The organism is Aeromonas sp. CU5 (genome assembly GCF_002586745.1).
GTDB lineage: Bacteria > Pseudomonadota > Gammaproteobacteria > Enterobacterales > Aeromonadaceae > Aeromonas > Aeromonas sobria.
Genome location: NZ_CP023817.1, coordinates 3,410,592 through 3,433,724, shown reverse-complemented (window position 1 = coordinate 3,433,724; position 23,133 = coordinate 3,410,592). Strand labels below are relative to the sequence as shown.

17 protein-coding genes and 1 tRNA gene are annotated in these 23,133 nt (G+C 55.0%); 12 read left to right on the top strand and 6 right to left on the bottom strand.

Features of this window, described 5'->3' with window-relative positions:
* Window positions 1-6: 6 nt before the first annotated feature.
* Together CK911_RS15350 and tldD are read left to right on the top strand one after the other, a co-directional pair.
* Complete coding sequence (locus CK911_RS15350; protein WP_098971007.1) at window positions 7-828, top strand: carbon-nitrogen hydrolase family protein; 822 nt, start codon at window positions 7-9, stop codon at window positions 826-828.
* A gap of 178 nt (window positions 829-1,006) precedes the next feature.
* Complete coding sequence (gene tldD, locus CK911_RS15345; RefSeq protein ID WP_172954031.1) at window positions 1,007-2,455, top strand: metalloprotease TldD; 1,449 nt, start codon at window positions 1,007-1,009, stop codon at window positions 2,453-2,455.
* Between the two features lie 132 nt (window positions 2,456-2,587).
* Here tldD and CK911_RS15340 read toward each other — a convergent pair whose 3' ends face one another.
* The 5 genes from CK911_RS15340 to pepA form a co-directional block, all read right to left on the bottom strand.
* On the bottom strand, window positions 2,588-2,791 hold the full coding sequence (locus CK911_RS15340) for a hypothetical protein (RefSeq protein WP_042019766.1): 204 nt from the start codon (window positions 2,789-2,791) through the stop codon (window positions 2,588-2,590).
* A 159-nt stretch (window positions 2,792-2,950) separates the two neighbouring features.
* A complete protein-coding gene (locus tag CK911_RS15335; protein ID WP_042019628.1) occupies window positions 2,951-3,673 on the bottom strand; it encodes a MarC family NAAT transporter in 723 nt (240 codons plus the stop codon).
* Between the two features lie 353 nt (window positions 3,674-4,026).
* Entirely contained in the window at window positions 4,027-6,879 is a 2,853-nt protein-coding gene (locus tag CK911_RS15330; protein ID WP_098971003.1) for a valine--tRNA ligase, read from the bottom strand.
* A 65-nt stretch (window positions 6,880-6,944) separates the two neighbouring features.
* Window positions 6,945-7,400, bottom strand: coding sequence for a DNA polymerase III subunit chi (locus CK911_RS15325; protein ID WP_098971001.1), 456 nt, complete (start codon window positions 7,398-7,400; stop codon window positions 6,945-6,947).
* A gap of 174 nt (window positions 7,401-7,574) precedes the next feature.
* Entirely contained in the window at window positions 7,575-9,083 is a 1,509-nt protein-coding gene (pepA, locus tag CK911_RS15320) for a leucyl aminopeptidase (RefSeq protein WP_042019624.1), read from the bottom strand.
* Window positions 9,084-9,255: 172 nt separating this feature from the next.
* On the opposite strand from pepA, the gene lptF reads away from it, so the two are divergent.
* Both lptF and lptG read left to right on the top strand, forming a co-directional pair.
* On the top strand, window positions 9,256-10,368 hold the full coding sequence (gene lptF, locus CK911_RS15315; RefSeq protein ID WP_172954030.1) for an LPS export ABC transporter permease LptF: 1,113 nt from the start codon (window positions 9,256-9,258) through the stop codon (window positions 10,366-10,368).
* 25 nt (window positions 10,369-10,393) lie between these two features.
* The gene (gene lptG, locus CK911_RS15310; protein ID WP_042019621.1) at window positions 10,394-11,464 is read left to right on the top strand and encodes an LPS export ABC transporter permease LptG; all 1,071 of its coding nucleotides are present in this window, start codon (window positions 10,394-10,396) and stop codon (window positions 11,462-11,464) included.
* Window positions 11,465-11,531: 67 nt separating this feature from the next.
* Here the strand turns inward: lptG and CK911_RS15305 are convergent, their stop codons facing one another.
* The gene (locus CK911_RS15305) at window positions 11,532-12,059 is read right to left on the bottom strand and encodes an RDD family protein (protein ID WP_042019620.1); all 528 of its coding nucleotides are present in this window, start codon (window positions 12,057-12,059) and stop codon (window positions 11,532-11,534) included.
* Window positions 12,060-12,202: 143 nt separating this feature from the next.
* On the opposite strand from CK911_RS15305, the gene CK911_RS15300 reads away from it, so the two are divergent.
* The 8 genes from CK911_RS15300 to CK911_RS15260 all read left to right on the top strand — a co-directional run bounded on the left by CK911_RS15300 (window position 12,203) and on the right by CK911_RS15260 (window position 22,854).
* Window positions 12,203-12,288, top strand: a tRNA-Leu gene (locus CK911_RS15300).
* A gap of 112 nt (window positions 12,289-12,400) precedes the next feature.
* Complete coding sequence (locus CK911_RS15295) at window positions 12,401-13,420, top strand: site-specific integrase (RefSeq protein ID WP_098970998.1); 1,020 nt, start codon at window positions 12,401-12,403, stop codon at window positions 13,418-13,420.
* A gap of 98 nt (window positions 13,421-13,518) precedes the next feature.
* The gene (locus CK911_RS15290; protein WP_098970996.1) at window positions 13,519-14,526 is read left to right on the top strand and encodes a hypothetical protein; all 1,008 of its coding nucleotides are present in this window, start codon (window positions 13,519-13,521) and stop codon (window positions 14,524-14,526) included.
* Between the two features lie 119 nt (window positions 14,527-14,645).
* Window positions 14,646-14,891, top strand: a complete 246-nt coding sequence (locus CK911_RS15285; RefSeq protein WP_047438419.1) for a hypothetical protein — start codon at window positions 14,646-14,648, stop codon at window positions 14,889-14,891.
* 504 nt (window positions 14,892-15,395) lie between these two features.
* A complete protein-coding gene (locus tag CK911_RS15275; protein WP_098970991.1) occupies window positions 15,396-17,840 on the top strand; it encodes a primase-helicase zinc-binding domain-containing protein in 2,445 nt (814 codons plus the stop codon).
* Window positions 17,841-18,272: 432 nt separating this feature from the next.
* The gene (locus CK911_RS15270; RefSeq protein ID WP_098970989.1) at window positions 18,273-18,767 is read left to right on the top strand and encodes a hypothetical protein; all 495 of its coding nucleotides are present in this window, start codon (window positions 18,273-18,275) and stop codon (window positions 18,765-18,767) included.
* A gap of 614 nt (window positions 18,768-19,381) precedes the next feature.
* Window positions 19,382-22,537, top strand: a complete 3,156-nt coding sequence (locus CK911_RS21525; RefSeq protein ID WP_253860334.1) for a class I SAM-dependent DNA methyltransferase — start codon at window positions 19,382-19,384, stop codon at window positions 22,535-22,537.
* Window positions 22,537-22,854, top strand: a complete 318-nt coding sequence (locus tag CK911_RS15260; protein WP_098970987.1) for a hypothetical protein — start codon at window positions 22,537-22,539, stop codon at window positions 22,852-22,854. Before CK911_RS21525 ends, CK911_RS15260 begins: the two co-directional genes overlap by 1 nt.
* Window positions 22,855-23,133 lie beyond the last annotated feature (279 nt).

The window sequence follows — 23,133 nt, the reverse complement described above, 5'->3', positions numbered from 1 at the left end:
AGCGACATGTGGTTAGCCGCAATACAGCTGGTATCTGGCCGTCACTGGCAGGATAACCGGGAGCAGATCGCCGCCGAGCTGGCAGTCTTGCCAAAAGAGCGGCCAATGCTAGTGCTGCTGCCAGAGAACTTTGCCCTGTTTGGCGAGCGGCAGGGCTATCTGGATGGTGCCGAGGCAATTGGCCCCGATCAGAGCGGAGCCGCGCCCATCCAGCAGCAGTTGGCCGAGTGGGCGCGAGATTACGGCATCTGGCTGGTGGCCGGGGCCATGCCGACCACCATCGCAGGTTCCGACCATATCCACACCAGCTCGCTGGTGTTTGACCCAAGCGGCGAGCTCAAGGGCCACTACCACAAGATCCACCTGTTCGACGTGGATGTGGCGGACAATCACGGTCGCTATCGGGAGTCGGAAACTTTCAGTGCTGGTCAGGAGTGCGTGCTGGTGGACTCCCCCTTTGGTCCCCTTGGCCTCTCGATCTGTTATGATTTGCGCTTTCCCGAGCTCTACCGCCAGCTGACCCGTGCCGGTGCCCGGGTACTGCTGGTGCCGGCCGCCTTTACCGCCGTGACCGGCGAGGTGCACTGGGAGCCGTTGCTGCGGGCCCGCGCCATCGAAAACCAGTGCTACGTAGTCGCAGCCAATCAGGGCGGCACTCACGAGACAGGGCGCCAGACCTGGGGCCACAGCATGGTGATCGATCCTTGGGGTCGGGTGATGGCTTGCCAGCCATCGGGCCGCGCCACTGTGCTGGCACAGATGGATGCCGGGTTTATCGATGAATTGCAGCGCACTATGCCGGTGCTGAGGCATGCCCGGTTGCTGTGATCCCGGGGTGTTGATTGACGTAGGGTGCAACAAGCGAAGCGCATTGCACCTGTGCCGATCTTGGGGTTGGCAGCGCCATTCACGGCGTTTATTGCACCCTGCGAATACGAACTGAACACCGGGCCACACCGGATGAATTAACCGTTACGACATCTCACAGCGAGATTGGAGAAGAAGATTGAGTCTATTGAGCCAGGTTAGTGCCTCCCTGTTGGCCCCGAATGACCTCGACGAAGGGCGTCTGCAGCAACTGCTCGGCAGCCTGATGAGCCATCAGGTGGAGTTCGGCGATCTCTATTTCCAGCGCAGCTGGCACGAGTCCTGGATGCTGGAAGATGGCATCGTCAAGGATGGTAGCTACAACATCGATCAGGGGGTCGGGGTGCGCGCCGTCAGCGGTGAGAAGACCGGCTTCGCCTACTCGGACGAGCTGAGCCTGCTGGCGCTGCAACAGTCGGTGACTGCCGCTCGCGGCATCGCCGCTGCCGGTGCTCACGGCAAGGTGAAGGCGTGGGCTCGCACCGAAGCGAACCTGCTCTATCCGGCCATGGATCCGCTGCAGACCCTCGACAAGCACCAGAAGATCGCTCTGCTGGAGCAGATGGACAAGTTCGCCAGAAGTCTGGACCCTGCCATCAATCAGGTGATGGCCTCCATCAGCGGTGTTTATGAAGAGATCCTGGTGGCCGCCACCGATGGCACCCTGGCCGCCGATGTGCGTCCGTTGGTGCGCTTGTCGGTGACCGTGATCGCCGAGAAGGGGGATCGCCGCGAGCGCGGCAGTGCCGGGGGCGGTGGCCGCTTTGGCTACGACTGGTTCCTCGAACTGGACGGGCTGGAGAGCCGCGCCTTTGGCTATGTGCGCGAAGCGGTGCGGCAGGCACTGGTCAACATGGAGGCCATCGATGCGCCAGCCGGTACCATGCCGGTGGTGCTCGGTTCCGGCTGGCCGGGTGTGCTGCTGCACGAGGCGGTGGGTCACGGTCTGGAAGGGGATTTCAACCGTAAGGGATCTTCCGCGTTTGCTGGCCGCATTGGCGAGCAAGTGGCTTCAAAGCACTGCACCATCGTCGATGATGGCACTCTGCCGGGTCGGCGCGGCTCAGTCTCCATCGATGACGAGGGGACGCCGGGCGGTTACAACGTGCTGATCGAGAACGGCATCCTCAAGGGCTACCTGCAGGACAAGCAGAACGCCCGCCTGATGGGCGTGCCGCTCACCGGCAACGGTCGCCGCGAATCTTACGCCGCCATGCCGATGCCGCGCATGACCAACACCTACATGCTGGCGGGTCAGTATGATCCGGCCGAGATCATCGCCTCGGTGAAGAAGGGCATTTATGCCCCCAACTTCGGCGGCGGTCAGGTGGACATCACCTCCGGCAAGTTCGTCTTTTCCGCCTCCGAGGCCTATCTCATCGAGGATGGCAAGATCACCACCCCTATCAAGGGTGCTACTTTGATCGGCAACGGCCCGGAGGCGATGAGCCAGGTCTCCATGGTGGGGTGTGACCTCGCGCTGGATCGCGGGGTCGGCATCTGCGGCAAAGAGGGGCAGAGCGTACCGGTCGGTGTCGGCCAGCCCACCCTCAAACTGGATCAGCTCACCGTGGGCGGCACGTCGTAGGTTGGGTTAGCCGCGCAGCGGCGTAACCCGACGCAGTCAAACCCCGGCCATGTGCCGGGGTTTTGCTATTCAGGGGGGTGTTGATAACAAAAAGCCCCGGTCAGTTGGCCGGGGCTGGCGGAGTAATCAGTATCAGTTGACGGAGATGGCGCGGGCGTCGATGAAGTAACGGGCGTTACCCAGTTTGTCGATCTGGATTTTGGCAACCAGCTGTTCTTGATCTTTATATTCCCAGCGCTGTTCGATCTTGGCGAGAGATGGGCTCGCAATCCCCACCACGTTCAGGTATTCGTGAAACAGGCTATGGCTTCCTATTTCGGTCAGCATTTTATCCATCTGCATACTCTCCTGAAATTGAGTGGGTATTCACCAACAAACCTATCAGCGTCCGTCTGAATATGGTCTGTATGAAAAACAAGCTAACTCATCTGTGTGTCAATAACATGATCAGGAACAAGATCAGTGCAGATCGTCAGGGACTTTTTGATACCGTTTTCAATCAGCGCTGGCGGGCTTCTGCGGTAACTGATCAAACGCGCTGGAAACCTGCGGTAGTGCCGGTGCGGTTTGCACGGCCTGGCCACCGTGGAAGACCGGATCTTGTGCCACTTCCTTGATGCCATTGATACAAAATTGCATGCCCATGCAAACCAGCAGGAAACCCATGATACGGGTCATGGCGTCGATGCCGGTGGCGCCGAGGATCTTGCAGACCGGATCCGCCAGCTTCAAGACGCCCCAGCTGATGAGGCTCATCAGGGCAAAAGCAGTGATCATGGCGCCGTAGATGGTCAGGCGGTTGTACTCGTCAGGCAGCTCGGCAATCTGGGCGGCACCGCTGATCACCAGCGCCATAGTGCCCGGCCCGCACATGCTGGGCATGGTGAGCGGCACAAAGGCGATGCTCTGGTTGATATCGACTCCGCTTTGCTGGCTGGGGGCGGGGAACAGCATGCGAAAGCCGATGAAGCCGATGATGAGGCCACCGGCCAGTCGCAAGCCCGGGATGGAGATCCCGAACAGATCCAGGATCGAGGATCCGATAAAGAAGGTGATGCAGAGGGTGCAGAACAGATAGATGGCCGCCAGGTTGACCTGACGGCGCACATGTTCGCGCGACATCCCCTTGCTCAGCCCCAGCAGCAGGGTGGCAGTGGTGGGTGGATTGACCATGGGCAGCAACGCCAGCAAGGCGAGGAAGACGACCTGAAAAAACATGTTGAGCCTCGGATAACAGGGATGGATGGGGAGCCTGAATCAGGTGCTCGCCTGACTCAAGAGGGAGGCTATCTTATGTTGGCCAGAGTGAACACAAGCCGTACAACAATTTCTGATTAACCCGAGGTTTGCTGGCTACAGGGATGGGGTAAATCTGCCGGTGCGGCGAATTCACTTGCGAAGCCGAGGAGGGCATTCTGCCTGACCAGATAGGGGGATCCGTATCGCGGTCGCACGGGTCGTCCGGAAGTGTCTGCAGCAGAAAAGAAACAGCCCAGCAAGGCAGGCTTGCTGGGCTGTAGGTCAGACAGCGCTCAAAGTAGAGGAGTGTCTGTCGCGCGCGGTACGCGGTATTAGAGGGCGGCGATCTCGGCTTGCTGGGCTTCCAGCTTGGTCAGTTGGAGACGGTAATCTTCCAGCTTCTCACGCTCTTTGGCGATGACCGCTTCCGGCGCCTTGGCGACGAAGGCTTCGTTGCCAAGTTTGCCTTCGATACGGCCACACTCACCAACCAGCTTGGCCACTTCTTTGGCCAGACGGGCCAGTTCGGCGTCCTTGTCGATGAGACCGGCCATCGGGATCATCAGCTCGGTGGCACCGATCAGCTTCTTCACTGACAGGGGGGCCACTTCACCGTCCGCCAGCACGCGGATGGATTCCAGACGGGCCAGGGACTTGAGGAAGGCCTCGTTGTCACCGGCACGCTGGGCATCTTTGGCATCGCACTTGAGCAGCACGTTCAGACCGACGCTGGGCGCTACGTTCACCTCGGCACGAATGTTACGCACCCCTTCGATGAACTCCTTTACCCACTCCTGATCCGCCATGGCGGCTTCGTCCACCTTGGCGGCGTCGAATTCCGGGAAGGCCTGAATCATGATGGTGTCGGCGTGCACGCCAGCCAGCGGTGCCACCGATTTCCAGATGGTCTCGGTGATGAACGGGATGATCGGGTGCGCCAGACGCAGCAGGGTTTCAAGGACGCTTACGAGCGTGTGGCGGGCAGCGCGCTGCTCAGCCTCGGAACCCTTGCCCAGTACCGGCTTGGTCAGCTCCAGATACCAGTCACAGAACTGGTTCCAGATAAATTCGTACAGCACGCCAGCGGCGATATCGAAACGATATGTATCGAGGGCGGTACGGAAGTCACGGATGGCCACTTGCAGCTGGGACTGGATCCAGCGATCCGCCAGGCTGAACTGCATTTCGCCACCGGCAAAACCGCAATCCTGATCTTCGGTGTTCATCAGCACATAGCGGGAGGCGTTCCACAGCTTGTTGCAGAAGTTGTTGTAGCCGTCCAGGCGCTTCATGTCCCAGTTGATGTCACGACCGGTAGAGGCCAGCGCTGCCAGCGTGAAGCGCAGGGCGTCGGTACCGTGTGCATCAATCCCTTCCGGGAATTGCTTGGCGGTACGCTTGCCGATCTTCTCGGCCATCTGCGGCTGCATCATGTTACCGGTGCGCTTCTCCAGCAGATCTTCCAGCGAGATGCCGTCGATCATGTCGAGGGGATCCAGCACGTTGCCCTTGGACTTGGACATCTTCTGGCCTTCTTCGTCACGGATAAGACCAGTGATGTAGACGGTCTTGAACGGGACTTGCGGCTGGCCGTTTTCGTCCTTGATGAAGTGCATGGTCATCATGATCATCCGGGCAATCCAGAAGAAGATGATGTCGAAGCCGCTCATCAGTACGTCGGTCGGGTGGAAGGTCTTGAGTGCTTCGGTGTTGTTCGGCCAGCCCAGGGTGGAGAAGGTCCACAGGGCGGAGCTGAACCAGGTGTCGAGCACGTCTTCGTCCTGACGCAGGGTGGTCACTGACGGGATGCTGTGCTTGGCACGCACTTCCGCCTCGTCACGGCCCACGTAGACATTGCCAGCGTCGTCATACCATGCCGGGATGCGGTGACCCCACCACAGCTGACGGGAGACGCACCAGTCCTGAATGTCGCGCATCCAGGAGAAGTACATGTTTTCGTACTGCTTTGGCACGAACTGGATGCGGCCATCTTCCACCGCTTCGATGGCGGTCTTGGCCATCGGTGCCACGCGCACGTACCACTGGTCGGTCAGCATCGGCTCGATGGGCACGCCGCCGCGATCGCCGTAGGGCTGTTGCAGTACGTGATCCTTGATTTCGGCCAGCAGGCCCAGCTCGTCCAGCTTGGCCACGATGGCTTTGCGGGCGGCGAAGCGCTCCAGACCGGCGAACTCGGCCGGCAGGGCGGCGTCGTAGGCGGTGCAGGGGTTGCCGTTGGTGTCGACCACTTCGGCCTCGGCACGCACATGGGCGTCCAGAGTGAAGATGTTGATCATCGGCAGGCTGTGGCGCTTGCCCACTTCGTTATCGTTGAAGTCGTGCGCCGGGGTGATCTTCACGCAACCGGTGCCCTTCTCCATGTCGGCGTGTTCATCGGCGACGATGGGGATCAGACGGTTCACCAGCGGCAGCAGGATGTGCTGGCCGATCAGCGCCTTGTAGCGCGGGTCTTCCGGGTTCACTGCCACGGCGGTATCGCCCAGCATGGTCTCCGGACGAGTGGTGGCGACGATCAGATGATCCTGACCTTCGGCGGTCTTGGCGCCGTTGGCCAGCGGATAACGAAGGTGCCACATGTAGCCCTTGATCTCGCGGTTTTCCACTTCCAAGTCGGAAATAGCGGTGTTGAGTTTCGGATCCCAGTTCACCAGACGCTTGCCACGGTACATCAGGCCATCTTCGTAAAGACGGACAAACACTTCCTGCACGGCGGCGGAGAGACCCTCATCCATGGTGAAGCGCTCACGCTCCCAATCCACCGAGTCGCCCAGACGGCGCATCTGGCGGGTGATGGTGCCACCAGACTCTTCCTTCCACTGCCAGATCTTGTCGATGAAGGCATCACGGCCGTAATCGTGACGAGTCTTGCCCTCTTCTGCAGCGATCTTGCGCTCAACCACCATCTGGGTGGCGATACCGGCGTGGTCGGTACCTGACTGCCACAGGGTATTCTTGCCCTGCATGCGGTTGTAGCGGATCAGGGTGTCCATCAGGGTCTGCTGGAAGGCGTGACCCATGTGCAGGCTGCCGGTGACGTTCGGCGGCGGGATCATGATGCAGTAGGAGTCTTTACTGGTGTCGCCGTGGGGCTTGAAGTAACCCTGGGATTCCCAGTGCTGATAGAGCGCCTGTTCGATGGCATTGTGATTAAAAGTCTTTTCCATGGTCTCGCCGTAATCTGGATGGATGGAGTCTGGTGTTGATTGTTTTTTAGATCAATAGCTTGCAGTCAGGGCTGCGCCGGATCCGGTGCGGCAAGGACGGGCTGCTCCCTCATCTCGAGGGTATGACCTGCCTGGCGATAGTGCTTGTAGCGCTCGCGGGCTTGCTGCTTTTGTGTTTCATCAGTGGGGACAAAATCTACCACTTGAGCGAAGTGTCCTGCAAACAAAGGTGTCTGTCTGGCCAGATTGATGAGGCGGGCATAGCGCCGTTTCGGCGGCTGATAGCCAATTTCCACCGGCGCCATGCCGCTTTCGCCCTGCAGTTGATGCGGCACGAAGCGCTCCGGTGGCAGTTGCCACAGCAGCTCGTCGAGGCGCAGGGCCTGGGCTTCATCGTCACACAACAGATAGAGATGGCCCGCGCCCCACGACTCGGCCGCCAGGGTACAGGCGAGCCGCTCGACCGCCGAGGCTTGCTCGTCATCCGGTTCGTTCATCAGGTAAAAGGTCACTTGGCTCATCAGGTGGATCCCGTTTTGCGGTGACGGACTATTGACCGCCGCAGAGGCTGACGGGGGATTTTCCCGTCTGCATCTCACTGAAACAACAATGAAACAAGGAAGAGGCAGGCCTCTTCCTTGTGGTTCAGGGTAACGCCAATCCTTCCGATGCAGCCATCGGAAGGGGCAGGGGAGTTACTCTTTTTCTTCGATATCCACGCCAGCCCTGTTCAGCAGGAACTGGGTCAGCAGGGGCACCGGACGACCGGTAGAGCCTTTATCCTTGCCACTCTTCCAGGCGGTCCCGGCGATATCCAGGTGGGCCCAGTTGTACTTCTTGGTGAAGCGTGACAGGAAGGCGGCTGCGGTGATGGTACCGGCCGGACGACCGCCGATGTTGGCCATATCGGCAAACGGGCTGTCGATCTGCTCTTGATACTCGTCAAACAGCGGCAGACGCCAGGCGCGATCGCCAGCCTGCTCGGAGGCGTTGAGCAGCTCGTGGGCCAGCGGGTTGTGGTTGGCCAGCAGACCTGAGGTGTGGTGACCCAACGCGATGACGCAGGCACCGGTCAGGGTTGCCACGTCGATCACGGTTTCCGGATCGAAGCGGTCGACATAGGTCAGCGCATCGCACAGTACCAGACGACCTTCCGCATCGGTGTTGAGCACTTCGATGGTCTGGCCGGACATGGAGGTGAGGATGTCACCCGGGCGATAGGCGTTGCCACCGGGCATGTTTTCGCAGCCAGCCAGCACACCAATCACGTTGATCGGCAGTTGCAGCTGGGCCAGCGCATGCATGGTACCCAGCACGGAGGCGGCGCCACCCATGTCGTACTTCATCTCGTCCATGCCATCGGCCGGTTTGATGGAGATGCCGCCGGAGTCAAAGGTCAGACCCTTGCCGACCAGCACGATGGGCTTGGCATCGGCGTTGCCCTTGTATTCGATGATGGCCATCATGGCTTCGTTATCGGAGCCGCGAGCCACCGCCAGATAGGAGTTCATGCCGAGTTCGGCCATCTCCTGCTCACCGATCACTTTGGTGGTGATGTTGTCGAAGGCATCGGCCAGACGACGGGCCTGGGAGGCCAGATAAGCCGGATTGCAGATGTTGGGCGGCATGTTCGCCACATCACGACAGACCCGCACACCCTTGGCTACTGCCAGACCGTGGGCGATGGCTTTTTCACCAATGGTCAGTTCCCGACGCGTCGACACGTTGAATACCAGCTTGCGCAGCGGGCGACGTGGTTCGGCTTTGTTGGTCTTGAACTGATCGAAACTGTAGAGGCCCGCCTTGGTGGTTTCTACTGCCTGGCGTACCTTCCAATAGGTATCCCGGCCCTTGACGTGCAACTCGGTCAGGAAGCAGACAGCTTCCATTGAACCGGTTTCGTTGAGGGTGGTGATGGTCTTGTTGATGATCTGCTTGTACTGGCGTTCGTCGAGTTCCCGCTCCTTGCCGCATCCGACCAGCAGTACGCGCTCGCTGAGCACGCCCGGTACTTGATGCAGCAGCAGCATCTGGCCTGGTTTCCCTTCCAGGTCGCCACGGCGCAGCAGCGAACTGATATAGCCATCGCTGATCTTGTCCAGTTGTTCGGCAACCGGAGAGAGGCGACGAGGCTCGAACACGCCGACCACGACGCAGGCGCTACGTTGCTTCTCAGGACTGCCACTCTTTACACTGAACTCCATGGAATCTCCTACATCCTAAAGACAAAAGGCACCTTTTATTGAATAATGCGGTGCTTGTTGGGGTATCAGAGGCGGAGCGAACAGCCACAGGCTCCGCAGTTCAAACTGGTAAAAATCCAATATACGGCCCTATTTTTCAGGCATTCGACTAAAAACACAAGTTTACTTGGGAATGACTGTGATCGTATTCCGATATTTGTTCAGGGAAACCCTGAAAACCCAGCTGGCAGTGCTCTTCGTATTGCTGCTTATCTTTGTCAGCCAACAATTTATCAAGATTATCGGTGATGCCGCCGATGGTGAGGTACCGACACGGCTGGTATCTACCTTGTTGCTGCTCAACTTGCCCAATATGGCGCTGTTGATGCTGCCAATCAGTCTCTTTTTAGCCATCTTGTTTGCCCACGGGCGTCTCTATGCCGAAAGCGAGATGACGGTGATGCATGCGGTGGGTTTCAGTCACCGTTTCGTGATGCGCAGCGCCATGCTGCTGGCTTTGCTGACTGCTGCCGTAGCGGCGTTCAACACCGGTTGGATCGCCCCGCAGGCTAAGGAGCGCGAGTATCAGGTGATCGACGAGTTCAAGGCAGATCCGGGGATCTCCTTCCTGCAGGCAGGCCGCTTTATGGAGCTCGACAAGGGGCGTCTGGTTGCCTATATCCAGGATTTGAACGAAAACGGTTCAAAACTGCAGAAAATCTTCGTATTGCAACGGGCGGAGGGAAACAATCCTCCCTCGGTAGTGGTGGCAACCGAAGGGGTGGTGACAGTCGATGATAACGGTCTGCAGTGGCTGACCCTCAAAGATGGCTCCCGCTACGAGGGGAACTTCTCCGGCAAGCAGTTCCAGGTCTCCGATTTTAGCGAATATGGTCTGGTGATCCGCCAGCAAGAGCTGGAGCGTTCCAACCGTAAGGCGGCGGCCAAACCGACTCTGGAGCTGTTCGGTACCCAGGACAACAGCATGATGGCGGAGCTGCAGTGGCGTCTGTCGCTGCCCCTCTCCATTCCGGTGCTGACTCTGCTGGTGGTACCGCTGGCGCGGGTTAACCCGCGTCAGGGGCGCTATGCCAAACTGCTGCCGGCCATCATGCTCTATCTCTCTTACTTCCTGCTGCTCAGCGCGGCCCGCTCGGCCATCGACAGCGGTCGTTTGCCCTACTGGCCGGGGATGTTCCTGGTGCCGCTCGGTTACCTGCTGTTTATCGGCTTGCCCCTCAATGTGCAGGGTACCAGCTGGTGGAACGGGGTGAAGGGCCGTTATTTCAACAGAAAATCAGCATGATGCTGCAACATAGGAACTTCTGCTGATGTTTGGCATTCTCGACAGATATATCGGTAGGGTCATTTTCATGTCGATCCTGCTGTGCGAAATCACGCTCGTTGGCCTTGCGGCGCTCATCAAGTATGTGGAGCAGCTCAAGTCGGTCGGTGATGGCAACTATGACATGATCAATGCCCTCTACTATGTGCTGCTCTCCATGCCCAAGGAGGCGGTGCTGTTCTTCCCGCTGGCGGCGCTGCTTGGCGGCCTGATCGGTTTAGGCCAGCTGGCGACCAGCTCCGAGCTGGTAGTGATGCAGGCTGCGGGCCGCTCCAAGATCAGTATTGTGATGGCCGCGCTCAAGACCGCCATTCCGCTGATGCTGCTGGTGGGGCTGATGGGCGAGTATGTGGCCCCCATCGCCAAGCGGATGGCGGATGATATCCGTGCCGGTGCCATCTCCGAGGGGCGATTGACGGTCTCTGCCTACGGGGTGTGGGCTCGCGATGGCAACAACTTCGTCAATATCAACGGGGTGCGCAATGATGGTGCTCTGACTGGCATCACCCTCTATCGCTTTACCCCCGAGCGCAAGTTGATCGATGTGGTACAGGCGCAAGAAGGGGTGTTTGACCAGCACCACTGGCTGCTCAAGCAGACTCAGGTCACCCGTTTTGACGACCCAGCGCAGATCAACAGCGAGCAGCATGCCCAGATGGAGTGGAACTCCGAGCTGACCCCAAAGCAGCTGGGGGTGGTGAGTATCGACCCTGAAAATCTCTCGGTCTCAGGTCTGCGTGACTACATAGGTTATCTGGACGCCAACAAGCAAGATGCCGGTCGTTACAAGCTGGAGATGTGGCGCAAGCTGCTGTCACCGCTCTCGGTGGTGGCGATGATCCTGCTGGCCTCCTCCTTTATCTTCGGCCCGTTGCGCTCGGTGAGCATGGGCGCGCGGATGCTGATGGGGATCATGACCGGCTTCGCCGTCTATGTCAGCGATCGGGTATTTGGTCCCGTCAGTCTGGTCTACGCGGTGCCGCCAATCCTGGCTGCCGTCGCCCCCAGCCTGCTGTTTGGCGGTATCTCTTTCTACATTCTCAGTCGCAAGCAGTAAGCCGTGGCGCGACCATGCAAAGAGGGCACCTTTTGGTGCCCTCTTTCGTTGCTACATTGCTTCGGAATTACTTGTTTAGCAGCTCCAGATTCTCTTGCTTGCTCAACACAATGACCTCGCACTCGGCCCAGATATCCTGGAAGGCGCGTGGTTGCTTGCGGTTGAACAGGCACATCAGGTTGCCCAGCCCAAAGGCGGCGGTGGCGAGGCGGATCAGCGCCTGGGTGACACGGATATGGCTGCCATCCTCGTTCTGAATACGCAGGCGCCAGGCGCGCATACCGATGGTCTGGCCAGCGCGGGTCCAGAACCAGGTGTAGAAACCGCAGACAACAAAGGCGAGCCACAGGGTATAGATCAGGCTCAGGGGGTGGCGGGTCAGCAACCAGACCGTATCTTCGCCCGCCGGGACGCTGGCCATACCGCTGACCAGCAGCAGTTTTGCCACTGCCATCCCGATAAAACCGGCGATGATGAGCAGGGAGGTCACGACCAGCGCATCATAGATCAGCGCACCAATTCGTCGCAGCAGAGTGGCCGACGGGTATCGGGGGAGTGTGGGGGATTTTTGTTGGACTTGTTTAGGCTTGGCCATCGTTTTTATTCCATTAAGATGATGGCGGCATTCTATGTAACTGGCCCCGTATCGGCAAGGCGTTGAATAAATGAGCAAACGAGCGTATTCAATAGAAAAACCCCTTGCATGGCATCGCGCCATTCGTATAATCCCTCGCAGTTGCCCGGGTGGCGAAATCGGTAGACGCAGCGGATTCAAAATCCGCCGATGAATAATCGTGTCGGTTCGAGTCCGACCCCGGGCACCATTCTTTTCCCTGTTTGGTCAACAGGTTACAGCGCTCAAGAGCGCTCCTGCTCAAAGTTTCTGCGGTTGATAACACTCATTCATGTGCAAATATGTGCAAGAGGTTTCAACCAATGGCAAGCATCCAAGTTCTCACTCGAAAAACCGGCAAGTCCTATCGCGTTCAGTTCATGCGTAACGGCAACCGCGTATCCAAAGTTTTTACCCGAAAAAAAGACGCAGAGCAGTTTCTGGCTCAGATCACTGTATCTGACGAGCTGGCAGATGCCTTAACCAACGTCACCCTCACCAGTACCACCATTCAACAAGCTATCCATGAGTACCTTGAACAGCACAAGGGACGGGACAAGTCTGTGCCACAGCGTCTGGGCTGGTGGGCTGAACATATCGGCGACAAGACGTTGAACAAGGTAAATCGCCAGCGGATCAAGAACGCCATCTCGATTCTGGAGGCAGAAGGGAAAGCTCCTGCGACCCTGAACCGCTACAAAGCAGCGTTGTCGGCAGTCTTTGCCTACATGTGCGACCGCTATGACCTCAAAGTGAATCCTTGCCTGGAAGTGAAACAGAAGCGGGAAGACAATGCTCGCACACGCTTCTTGTCTACAGACGAACTGGCTCGATTGATGAAGGCCACCAAGTCGAGCAAGTGGGAGCGACTTCATATGTTGGTTCATATGGCGTTGACCACTGGAGCACGGAGAGGTGAGCTTATCGGCCTCAAATGGTCAGACATCAACTTCAACACGCGAACAGCTCACTTGGCGGTGACCAAGAATGGTAGTCAGAGGGCTCTGTCTCTGACTGCTGACTTGCTTACTGAGCTCTCCAAGTTTCGCGAGATTGGTGCCAGCTTTGTGTTCCCTCATCCCTCTGGCCTCAATCGACCGTTTACCGAGTTTGATTACCATTGGCAGGCCGCTAAGAAAGCCGCGTTGCTCTCTGATTTCCATTTTCATGACCTTCGGCATAGTTGTGCCAGCTTGTTGGCGATGAACGGTGCCAGCATTCTGGAGATCGCAGAGGTGTTAGGCCATAAGTCGATCACCATGACCCAACGATATTCCCATTTGTGCAATGCCCACAAAGCCAAACTCACTGATCGGGTATTTGGTAATCTCATGGGTGGTTAATCAATTAGGCTGTGCAGCTTAGATGTATTGAACATGTTAGCCTGAGCCCCTCGCATCTATGGATGCGGGGGGCTTTTGTTTGTCTGGGGATGTAGTAGATGAGTGATCAATATATAAACAGTGATTTTCTGGAGGGTTTAGTCGTATGGCAAAAATCACCAGATGATGAACCCATCATCGTTAATGAGGAGGAGGGCATACCATACTTCTCCCCAAATGGCCGCCCGAGGTTGGCCATTACAAAAGATGGCCAATTAATAGACTCCGTATCAATTGACATCACAGCCAAAAAAGTAACATCCGATGATGAGGTCGAGCGCCAAAATGACCAATGTCATATTGGGAGCTGGGAGAATAAAACTCCTCGTCTGATGGTCACCCGGAAGGCGATTAAGAGGGCGATGGGGTATAGCGCAAAGCTAAGGAAAATCGGGTGGACTGATGAACGCCTCAAGTTGGAATTGAGCTGCCTTGCGCAAAGGGTAACTGACCCTAGTGCTGCGGATCAGTTGGTGGCTGCTATCTGTACGAGAAATAGAATTTCTCCCCAGCAAGATGATATCCCATTGTTAGCTGTGGAAGCCTATGAGCATTACCAAGGTTTCGGTCCGAGAAAGGGCTTTAAAGTACCGCTAAAAAAGATAAATGAGGGGGAGCTTGCAGATACAGTAATGAGATTAGCCCTCTACATTGCGCTGATCAATCCGTGTCTGGGAAGGCCTTGGGGAAAGCAGTACACCCGGCAGGGTCATCGTTCCAGTGAGCGCCCTAAGACTGCTCTGGAAATGACGTTGGAGTCCTTGGAGGACAGGCTCACAGACTTGTTTTGCCAACAAGAATGTAATGACCTTCATGATGAATGGTATCGAGATGAGATTTCGAGTTTAGAGATTTCAATCGCGTCAATTCGGCGTGATATCCAGATTGAAGCAATTAATCGAATGGCGCAGCCAGATGCAGTAAAGGCCGCGAAGATTAAGCTAATGGCCTTAGGAATAGAATGTGAGACAAAAACGATGGCTCAGGAATGGACTCAATTTATTGCCAAAGCCTGGGGGGTAACCCCCTCAAACGTCGTCAGTGCTGCCAAGCAAATAGACGAATAAAAGTCAAGAACAGAAGTTCGCTGACTTCTGTTCTAAAATAAAACCTATCACATCGCGTTAAATACTCCCCGACCAAACCGCAGAACATTATGAGCAACAGGAAAGGGAGTATAAGCAGTATGCAAGACCTCAATCTCATCGCAATCAGCCAAGATCTAAACAACTGGCTGCCTGTGACCGAAATCCCCAAGCACTACCCCCAATTTAACTATCCCACACTGAAGGCCATGTTCTGGAAGCGAGCCGAGAAGCCCGGCTTGGAACGTTGCTGCCGAATTGTCGGCAAGCGGATGTTTGTGAACACCAAACTCTTCGGCTTGTGGATGGCTGGTGGACTGCCTGAACAACACCCGACGGATGATTAAACCGCAGGGAACCCATCTGTTATCGAATATAGGCAAACATGGTGTGCAAACCCATGGGGAAAACATGAAAAAAAGCCCTTACCTGCGACAGTAAGGGCATTTCGGATTACTCACTGGCTCTGACAGTTTGGCGACCAAGGAGCCAGTGAGTGCGAGGTAATTTTAACATGAAAGTTCACTTATTAATCCATAAAGGTCATCAAGGCTTGCTGGCCGAGATCCATGCTCTTTCTTCTGATTCGGAGGGCAAGCGATGATCTATTTTGCATGGGCCGCTGATAGCCAGACTGAAACCTTCTATGGGCCACCCAATCCCAGAACCGGCAAACGCTCCCATGTTGGGGTCTTAAGTGCCTTCACCAGCCGAAAAGCGAGATCCGTTTTTATAGAGCAAAGCCAACGGGCCGTGGCTGTTGTAACTCGCCCCTATGCTCGCCAAATGAAGGCAGGCTTAGACGAGCGGGCATTCAATGAGCTGGTAGCCGCTCTGGTTGGGGGCGAGGTATGAGCACTGTAAGGTTTGTTTCTGATGTGGCTGCAGCAGCTGTTGGGCACTGGCCGGAGCTGCTGGCGGGCCTTGGTCTCGATATTCCTCGTCATGGCAAGCATGGCCCCTGTCCTGCCTGTGGTGGAAAAGATCGCTTTCGACTCGATGACAAGGAAGGGCGAGGGACTTTTATCTGTAGTCAGTGCGGTGCCGGGGATGGGTTGGAGCTGGTATGTCGGGTGACGAGCAAGAGCCCCAAGGAGGCCGCCGAGTTGATAGCGCCTATGGTGGGGTTGGCTGCCGGTGGGCTAGATCCTGCCAAACGGGAGCGCATCCACCAGCAACAACAAGCCAAGGCCAAAGAGGCAGCCCGAAAGAGGGAACACGGCTACAAGAGGGCGGCAAAACGCGCAAGCCGTATCATGAACGCGCATTCGTTGGGCTGTAGCGCTTACCTATCCAGGAAAGGTTTTGCGGGGCACCAGATCGCGATGAGCAACTCCAAGGAGACGATAGATGGTGAGGTGTTTCCTGTCGGTAGCGTAATTGTTTCCTTGCTGAATGCTGCAGGGACGCTGGTGAACGTGGAGCTAATCCGCAACGAAGATGGTTTGAAACACGCCTTGGGGGGTGGCCGCAAGGCTGGTGTATACCATCGCATTGATGGTGGGGCGCTGGTGGCCGTGGTGGAAGGCTACGCTACCGGCCTATCAGTCCAGCAGACGACAGGGGCAACAGTCTATTGCGCGATGACAGCCAACAATCTGATGAACGTGGCTGAGATTGCCAGAAGCCAGTACCCAGACGCCGAAATCATCATCTGTGGTGATCACGACTTGGATAATGCAACAGGCCAGCGTAATGCCTCTACCAAGCACCAGACTGAGCAAGCAGCACTGGCCGTGGGCGGGCGTGCAATATTTCCACCAGAGGCCGGGGATTGGAACGATTACCACCAAGCTCATGGGCTGAGCAAGACACAAGAGGCCATCATGAGCGCCAGTACCAGACTGGCGACCAGCCAAAGCCAAAACGCCAACCAGAAGGGAGAGGAATCCAGGAAGATCGAGGTGAACCCGCTCCAACGGGGGCATGAGCCACCAGCCACCATGATCGACAAGATGAGTGCTAGTCAGCGGGCTGCACTACTGGTCGAACGATTGGGGAAAGTTGCTATCAGCCTTGAGGCCGAGCGTGTTTATCGCTATGACGGCAGTCTATGGACGCCATGGACAGATACCGAACTGCGCCGCGAAATGGCTGCCATCTTTACCGAGCATGGCGTTCCGTTTAGTGACAAAGGTATTGCCACCACAGTTTCCACGATGAAGCTGATGATCCCAACCATGGGCCAGCCAACAAAAGAGCTGATCGGCTTTGCTAATGGGGTTTATGACATGGCGACTCGCCAGTTTCGGCCACATTCGCCCAATGATGGACTGCTCACGCACAACGGTATCAACTATGCGCCGCCGCTCGCTGATGAATGCCTCGAGCGGGATGCCCCCAACTTCACTCGGTGGTTATGCCACGCCGTCGATAATAGCGCCGCCAAGATGGCTCGCATCAATGCTGCCCTATATATGGTGCTGGCGAACCGCTATGACTGGCAGCTATTCCTTGAGGTTACCGGTGAGGGGGGCAGCGGCAAGAGCATCTTTGCCAATGTTGCAATCCTGTTGGCTGGTGGAAAACGGAACACTGGTTCCGGCAACATGGCCGCGCTGGACCACGCTAAAAGCCGCTACCAGTTTGTCGATAAACGACTGATTGTGCTGCCTGACCAGCCCAAGTACATCGGTGACGGCAGTGGCATCAAGGCGATTACCGGGGGGGATCTGGTCGAGATCGATGGGAAGTATGAGAAACAATTTGCAACTGTCATCCAGGCTGTTGTGTTGGCCACCAATAACGAACCTATGGTCATTACTGAACGCAATGGGGGCATATCCCGACGCAGGGTGATCTTTACCTTTGACCGGGTTGTGGCCGACGCGGATAAAGACCCGTTGCTTGGCGACAAGATTGCCGCTGAGTTGCCGGTGGTGATCCGCCATCTGTTAGCCCAGTTCGCCGAACCTGAGCATGCCCGTCATTTATTGCTGGAACAGCGTAACTCTGATGATGCCTTGACCATCAAACGAGCCACTGACCCCGTGATCGACCTTTGCGGGATGGTGCTCTTTCTGGATGAACCCAAGGGATTGATGATGGGTGGCAATCCCGAGATCAAGCGGGAACCCCGGCGCTATCTCTATCATGCCTACCTTGTCTTCATGGAGTATCACGGTCTAGGCCGTCCGCTATCAGTTCAAGGTTTTAGCCGTGCGCTCAAGGCAGCAGCCAAAGAGTATGGCCGCCAATACTGCAGCAGGGTGATCAAGGGCAAGTCACAAACCAACATTATGTTGACCGAGGTAGCGGAGATGTTCTTACCCCAAGCTGTCTATGCCGATCAGTAATGACGGAACAGTGATGACAGAATGATGAGCTTGGCCGCTGTACCTGATGATACGTAGGACTTTCATCTACAAACCCTACCCTCCCTACCCATCACAGCTGAAAGCCTTGCCAGGCAAGGGATGTAAAGAGGTAGGGTGAGTATTCTCTAACCCTACCCAAACCCTACTGGTCATCTTTATCCCTACCGTCATGGCTGATTTGGCTTGGTTGCAAATCTACGCTGTTCTGATCAACCAAACGGATGAGATCTTGGGGCCGAGGTAGGGTATGGGTAGGGTCTGAATGTTGAACCCTACACGCTTCAAGCCAGTCTTGGTAAGGCCTGCCACGGAGGTAGGCTGGGTAGGAGCAAAAAAGCGGTAAAACAATTCAGGGGGATTAGCGGGCCAAGCCAATGATGATCCACCAAGCCCAACGTGAAGCAGAAGCGAATGATCGACGAAGTTCTGAAGATGTATGCCAAAGAGATAGCGGAAGAGGAAAAGCAGCGGCTAAAGGAGCAAAAACGAGCAGAGCGCCAACGCAAGCAGTTAGAACGATTGTGCAAGCCAGCACCGGGAGTCGAAGACATTTTTCGGTATCGTAATGCTTGGGCTCGGAATGTCGGGCAGTCTAACCGTCGATTGATGGAACGAGCAGAGCGAGACCATGCCATAGCCAAGCTGGGGCCGATCAATCACTTGGCTGCTCTTGTCGTTGCAATGGAGTGGCATCCGCACCATGCCTATATTCTGGTCGTCGCAACAGACCCCGGCGTGACCTGTGAGGAGCTGACTGATTTCTACAACCTGAGTCATTCAAATCACAGGATGGTGTTCCGTCGCTTGAACACAGTGTTGAAGCAGTTGGGTTGGCGTTTCGCCTCATACCCTAGGGGCGCACCAAATGAGCCATGGGGTTGGGAGTTGGAAGTCATCCCGGAGTGATCATCCCTAAAATGATCACTTTTTGCGTTACAGGCGATTATTATTGCCCTGTGTGGCCATAGGGTTGGCATAACCCAATAAGAATGCGGGCTACAGCCCTACTTATGTTCCAAAATGCGGTAAAACGATCGCTTTTGACTGTACGACTCTAGTGCAAAAACAGGATCGCTTACTCTCGGCAAATATCGTAGTAACTCACAGTAAAATAAAGGTTTTTATTAAAAGTGATCGTTTTGCATAACGATCCTTTTTCTCTACTATCGGAGATCCCTTTTCTGGCTAGCCAGGATCGTTTTTTATGGTTAATTACCCCCTTCTTAGCCTCCAGGCCAGTTATGACAAGGAATTGCTGGTAGGGGCGATCGCACACACCTCTTCGACTAAGCCCCCCAAAATGAAAAATCCTTTGTCCTGTTACGAGTGATCATTTGCAGAGCACCCTTGAGCTTCGCTGTATCGAAAGCGGGCGATTGATGCTTGTGAGGGAGCAAGGGAGGTATTGGTTCATCAAACTGCCTAGCTCACGAAAACACTATGCCCCCTGTGGTAAACTGTCATCATTTCCGTTTGGCCCTGAATATGCCTCGGCAGTTCCCCGTATTTTGAGAATCCCGATGACCACCAATATCTCTTCCCTGGCTAGCCTGATCTGGTCGGTTGCCGACCTGCTTCGCGGTGATTTCAAACAGTCCCAGTATGGCCGCATCATCCTGCCCTTTACCGTGCTGCGTCGTCTTGAGTGTGTGCTGGCACCGAGTAAGACCCAGGTGCTGGCCATGGTGGATACCACCAAAACCATGCCGGAGCTGGCCAAAGAGAAGCTGCTGCTCAATGCCAGCGGCCACGCCTTCTACAACAGTTCGCCGCTGGAACTGGCCAAGCTGGGTGAAACCCATGTGGGTGACAACCTGGATGCCTACGTGCGGGCCTTCTCCAAGGATGCTCGTGAGATCTTCGAGCACTTCAACTTCGATGCCAGCATCAACCTGCTGGAAGATGCGGATTTGCTCTACAAGGTGGTTCGCTCCTTTGCCAATGTGGATCTCTCCCCGGAAGCGGTAGACAACTACCACATGGGTCTGGTGTTTGAAGAGCTGATCCGCCGCTTTGCGGAAAGCTCCAACGAAACCGCCGGTGAACACTTTACCCCTCGCGATATCGTGCGGCTCACCACCTCCCTGGTGTTTGCCGGTGATGACGAGGCGCTCGGCAAGCCAGGCATTGTGCGTTCCATCTATGACCCCACAGCGGGGACTGGTGGCTTTCTCTCTTGCGGCATGGAGTATCTGTACGAGCTGAACCCCGCCGCACGGCTGGCCACCTTCGGTCAGGAGCTCAACCCCGAGTCCTACGCCATCTGCAAGGCCGACATGCTGATCAAGGGACAGGAGATCAGCAACATCAAGCTGGGCAATACCCTCTCTGATGACCAGTTGCCCTACAAGACCTTTGATTACTGCCTCTCTAACCCGCCATTCGGGGTGGACTGGAAAAAGGTCGAAAAACAGGTGCGGGATGAAGCGACCAAGCTGGGCTTTAACGGCCGCTTTGGCCCAGGCTTGCCACGGGTATCTGACGGCTCCTTACTGTTCCTGATGCACCTTATCGCCAAGATGCAGCAACCCACGGCCGAGTGCACGGGTTCCAAGATCGGGATTATCCTCAACGGCTCACCGCTCTTTACCGGTGGGGCGGGCAGTGGCGAGAGTGAGATCCGCCGTTACATCCTCGAGCACGACCTGCTGGATGCGTTGGTGGCCTTGCCCACCGATATGTTCTACAACACCGGCATCGCCACCTATATCTGGGTGCTCTCCAACCACAAACCGGCCGAGCGTAAGGGCAAGGTGCTGCTCATTAACGCCAGCGATATGCACAGCCCTATGCGTAAATCGTTGGGGTCCAAGCGCAAACAGCTGAGCGATGAGGCGTTAACCGAGATCGTCAGCCTCTACAGCCGCTATGAAGAGAGCCCGATCGCCAAGATCCTCCCTACTACAGCCTTTGGCTATCGCGGCCTTACTATTGAACGACCGCTCAAGTTGGCATTTTACCCGCAGGATGCCGAGCGTCTCGCCAGCCTCACCGCCGACAAGGGGTGGGCCAAGCTCGATGGCACCCTGCAGTCTGCCATCCTGACTGCCTTGGGCCAGTTCTCTGAGGCCAAGTTGCTCTCCCGCGATAAGTTCAAAAAGCAGCTGACCAAGCTGCTGGGAGAGGTCAAGCTGCCTGCCCCGGCCTTTAAGCTGCTGGTGAACCATCTAGCTGAGCAGGACGACGCCGCCGAAGTGTGTAAAACCAAAGGTGAACCGGAAGCCAACCCGGATCTGCGGGATAACGAAAATGTGCCGTTGGGGGAGGACATTGATGAGTATCTCAAGCGAGAGGTGCTGCCATATGTTCCAGATGCTTGGCTCGATCAGGAAAAGACAGATCCCCGTGATGGTAAAGTTGGAACAGTCGGTTATGCAATAAACTTCAATGTTTATTTTCATACAAGTGGGAAGGAGTATGGATCTGATATTCAAAAATATAAGATGAAAAGGCTTATAACAAAGAATAAATCAGGTAAATATATGCTTTCTCCTAGAGGTGAAATTGTTTCTTGCGAGGATAAAGAATATATTTCAACTCGATTCTCAGTAGATAGAGAAAAACTGGATGTAGACTATTATAATACGTATGTAAAATCAGTGGATGGTATTGTTTGGTTGTCTGCAGGTGCGAAGCATACTTATTCCACATCGATTTCATTTGATTCTTGGTCTAATTTGTTGTTATCTATCCCATCACTAAAGGACCAAGTTGAGTCATTAGATTTATACAAACAATGCAATCTTTTGCTAAATAAGATATCTATGGTGAAGAGGAGTATTTTTGTTGATCTAAGATCAGCCAAAGATGAGCTGGCCATATATAATAACTTATCGAATAGATTTAATGATGAATTTTCATCTCTTCTTCCAACACCATTGGCGATCTTATGGATTATTGTTGAGTCAAAAAATACGCCCCATGAAAAATGTGAGGCGTACATCAAGTTTTTTGAGTGTCTCTCCTATTATTTTCTGTCTATTGTCACTGGATCAAATGAGAAGGCGTTATATGAATTTTCCCAAAGATTCAAAAGGCATAAATCAATTAGCATGGCCTTCCCATATAATGTCTTTGAGCAGCTTCTAAAAAACAAAGTAGAGTTAGATTCTATTTTTCATGTTGTTGTTTCAGATGATTCTGTAGGTGTGCTTAAGAGAGCTGCGAATCTTAGGAACGATATTGCTCATCGTGGACTTCCATCAGAAAAAATTGCTAGAGAGACATTGTCAATATGTGAAAAGATAATGTCTGATATTGTATCTATATATAGAGATTTTTTTGAGTCAACTCGCCTTGTTCGTGTAGGGAAAATGCAATTTAATGGTGTTTTTTACTCCTGTGATGTAGAAGTCGCAAAAGGTTTGGCTCTAAATCCTTGTAAGACAGATACTATCGATAGTTTGTGTCCTCTTGTTTGTGGAGAGTTATATATTACAGAGGATGTAAGCGAAGCAAATGTTGAACAAAAATATATAAAAATCACTCCTATTATGATGTGTGAAGAGGTGTCTGATGGTTCAGGTCTTCTGGGGTTTTATTTTTTATCAGACCAGTATGGGGATGTATCTAATGATTCAGAGATATCTAACAAAGCATTTAGATATGTCTGCCCATATCCCAATGTTATATCAGTAAAAATTAATGATGGTAATAAAAACTGGATGATAGTCTGATGGTGGATCGCAAACAGCGGAATGATGTCATCTGGGAGCGGATGGAAAATAAGCGCAAGCAAGCCATTGAACGTAGGCGTTTGGATGAAGGTGCAATTCAACGGGCTGTAGACCAACTGGTTACCCGATTACAAACAACGCATTCTGTGATCGGTCCGGTGGAGGAGGGACCCAAGGTTTGTAAATATTGCTTCCTTGAGTCGCAAACACTTACTCTGCATGGTTACTGCTATCGCGAGCAGTGTGTCGGAGGCGGTTTTGGTAAGTATGTAGAACTTCCAGAGACTGGCCTGCAGCAGTCTCTGGCAAGCCGATAACACCGGCGGTCAAACCGCTTGCACCACTCCTCTCTGCCCTGAGTGACCGCTATCTGAAAGAGAAGGCCCTCTCCTGGGCACCGAAAGAGATCAGCAACTAGAAGAACTATCTCGGCTCCTTTATCGAAGCGGTGGGGGATAGACCGGCTGACGAGTATGGGAAACCGGAGGTGATTAAGTGCAAGGATGGGCAGCTGAACTCTGGCAAGCGCCCGACCACTATCAACAAGTACCTGCAGAAGCTCTCCCAGCCTTTTAACTGGTTGGCCAATCATCAGG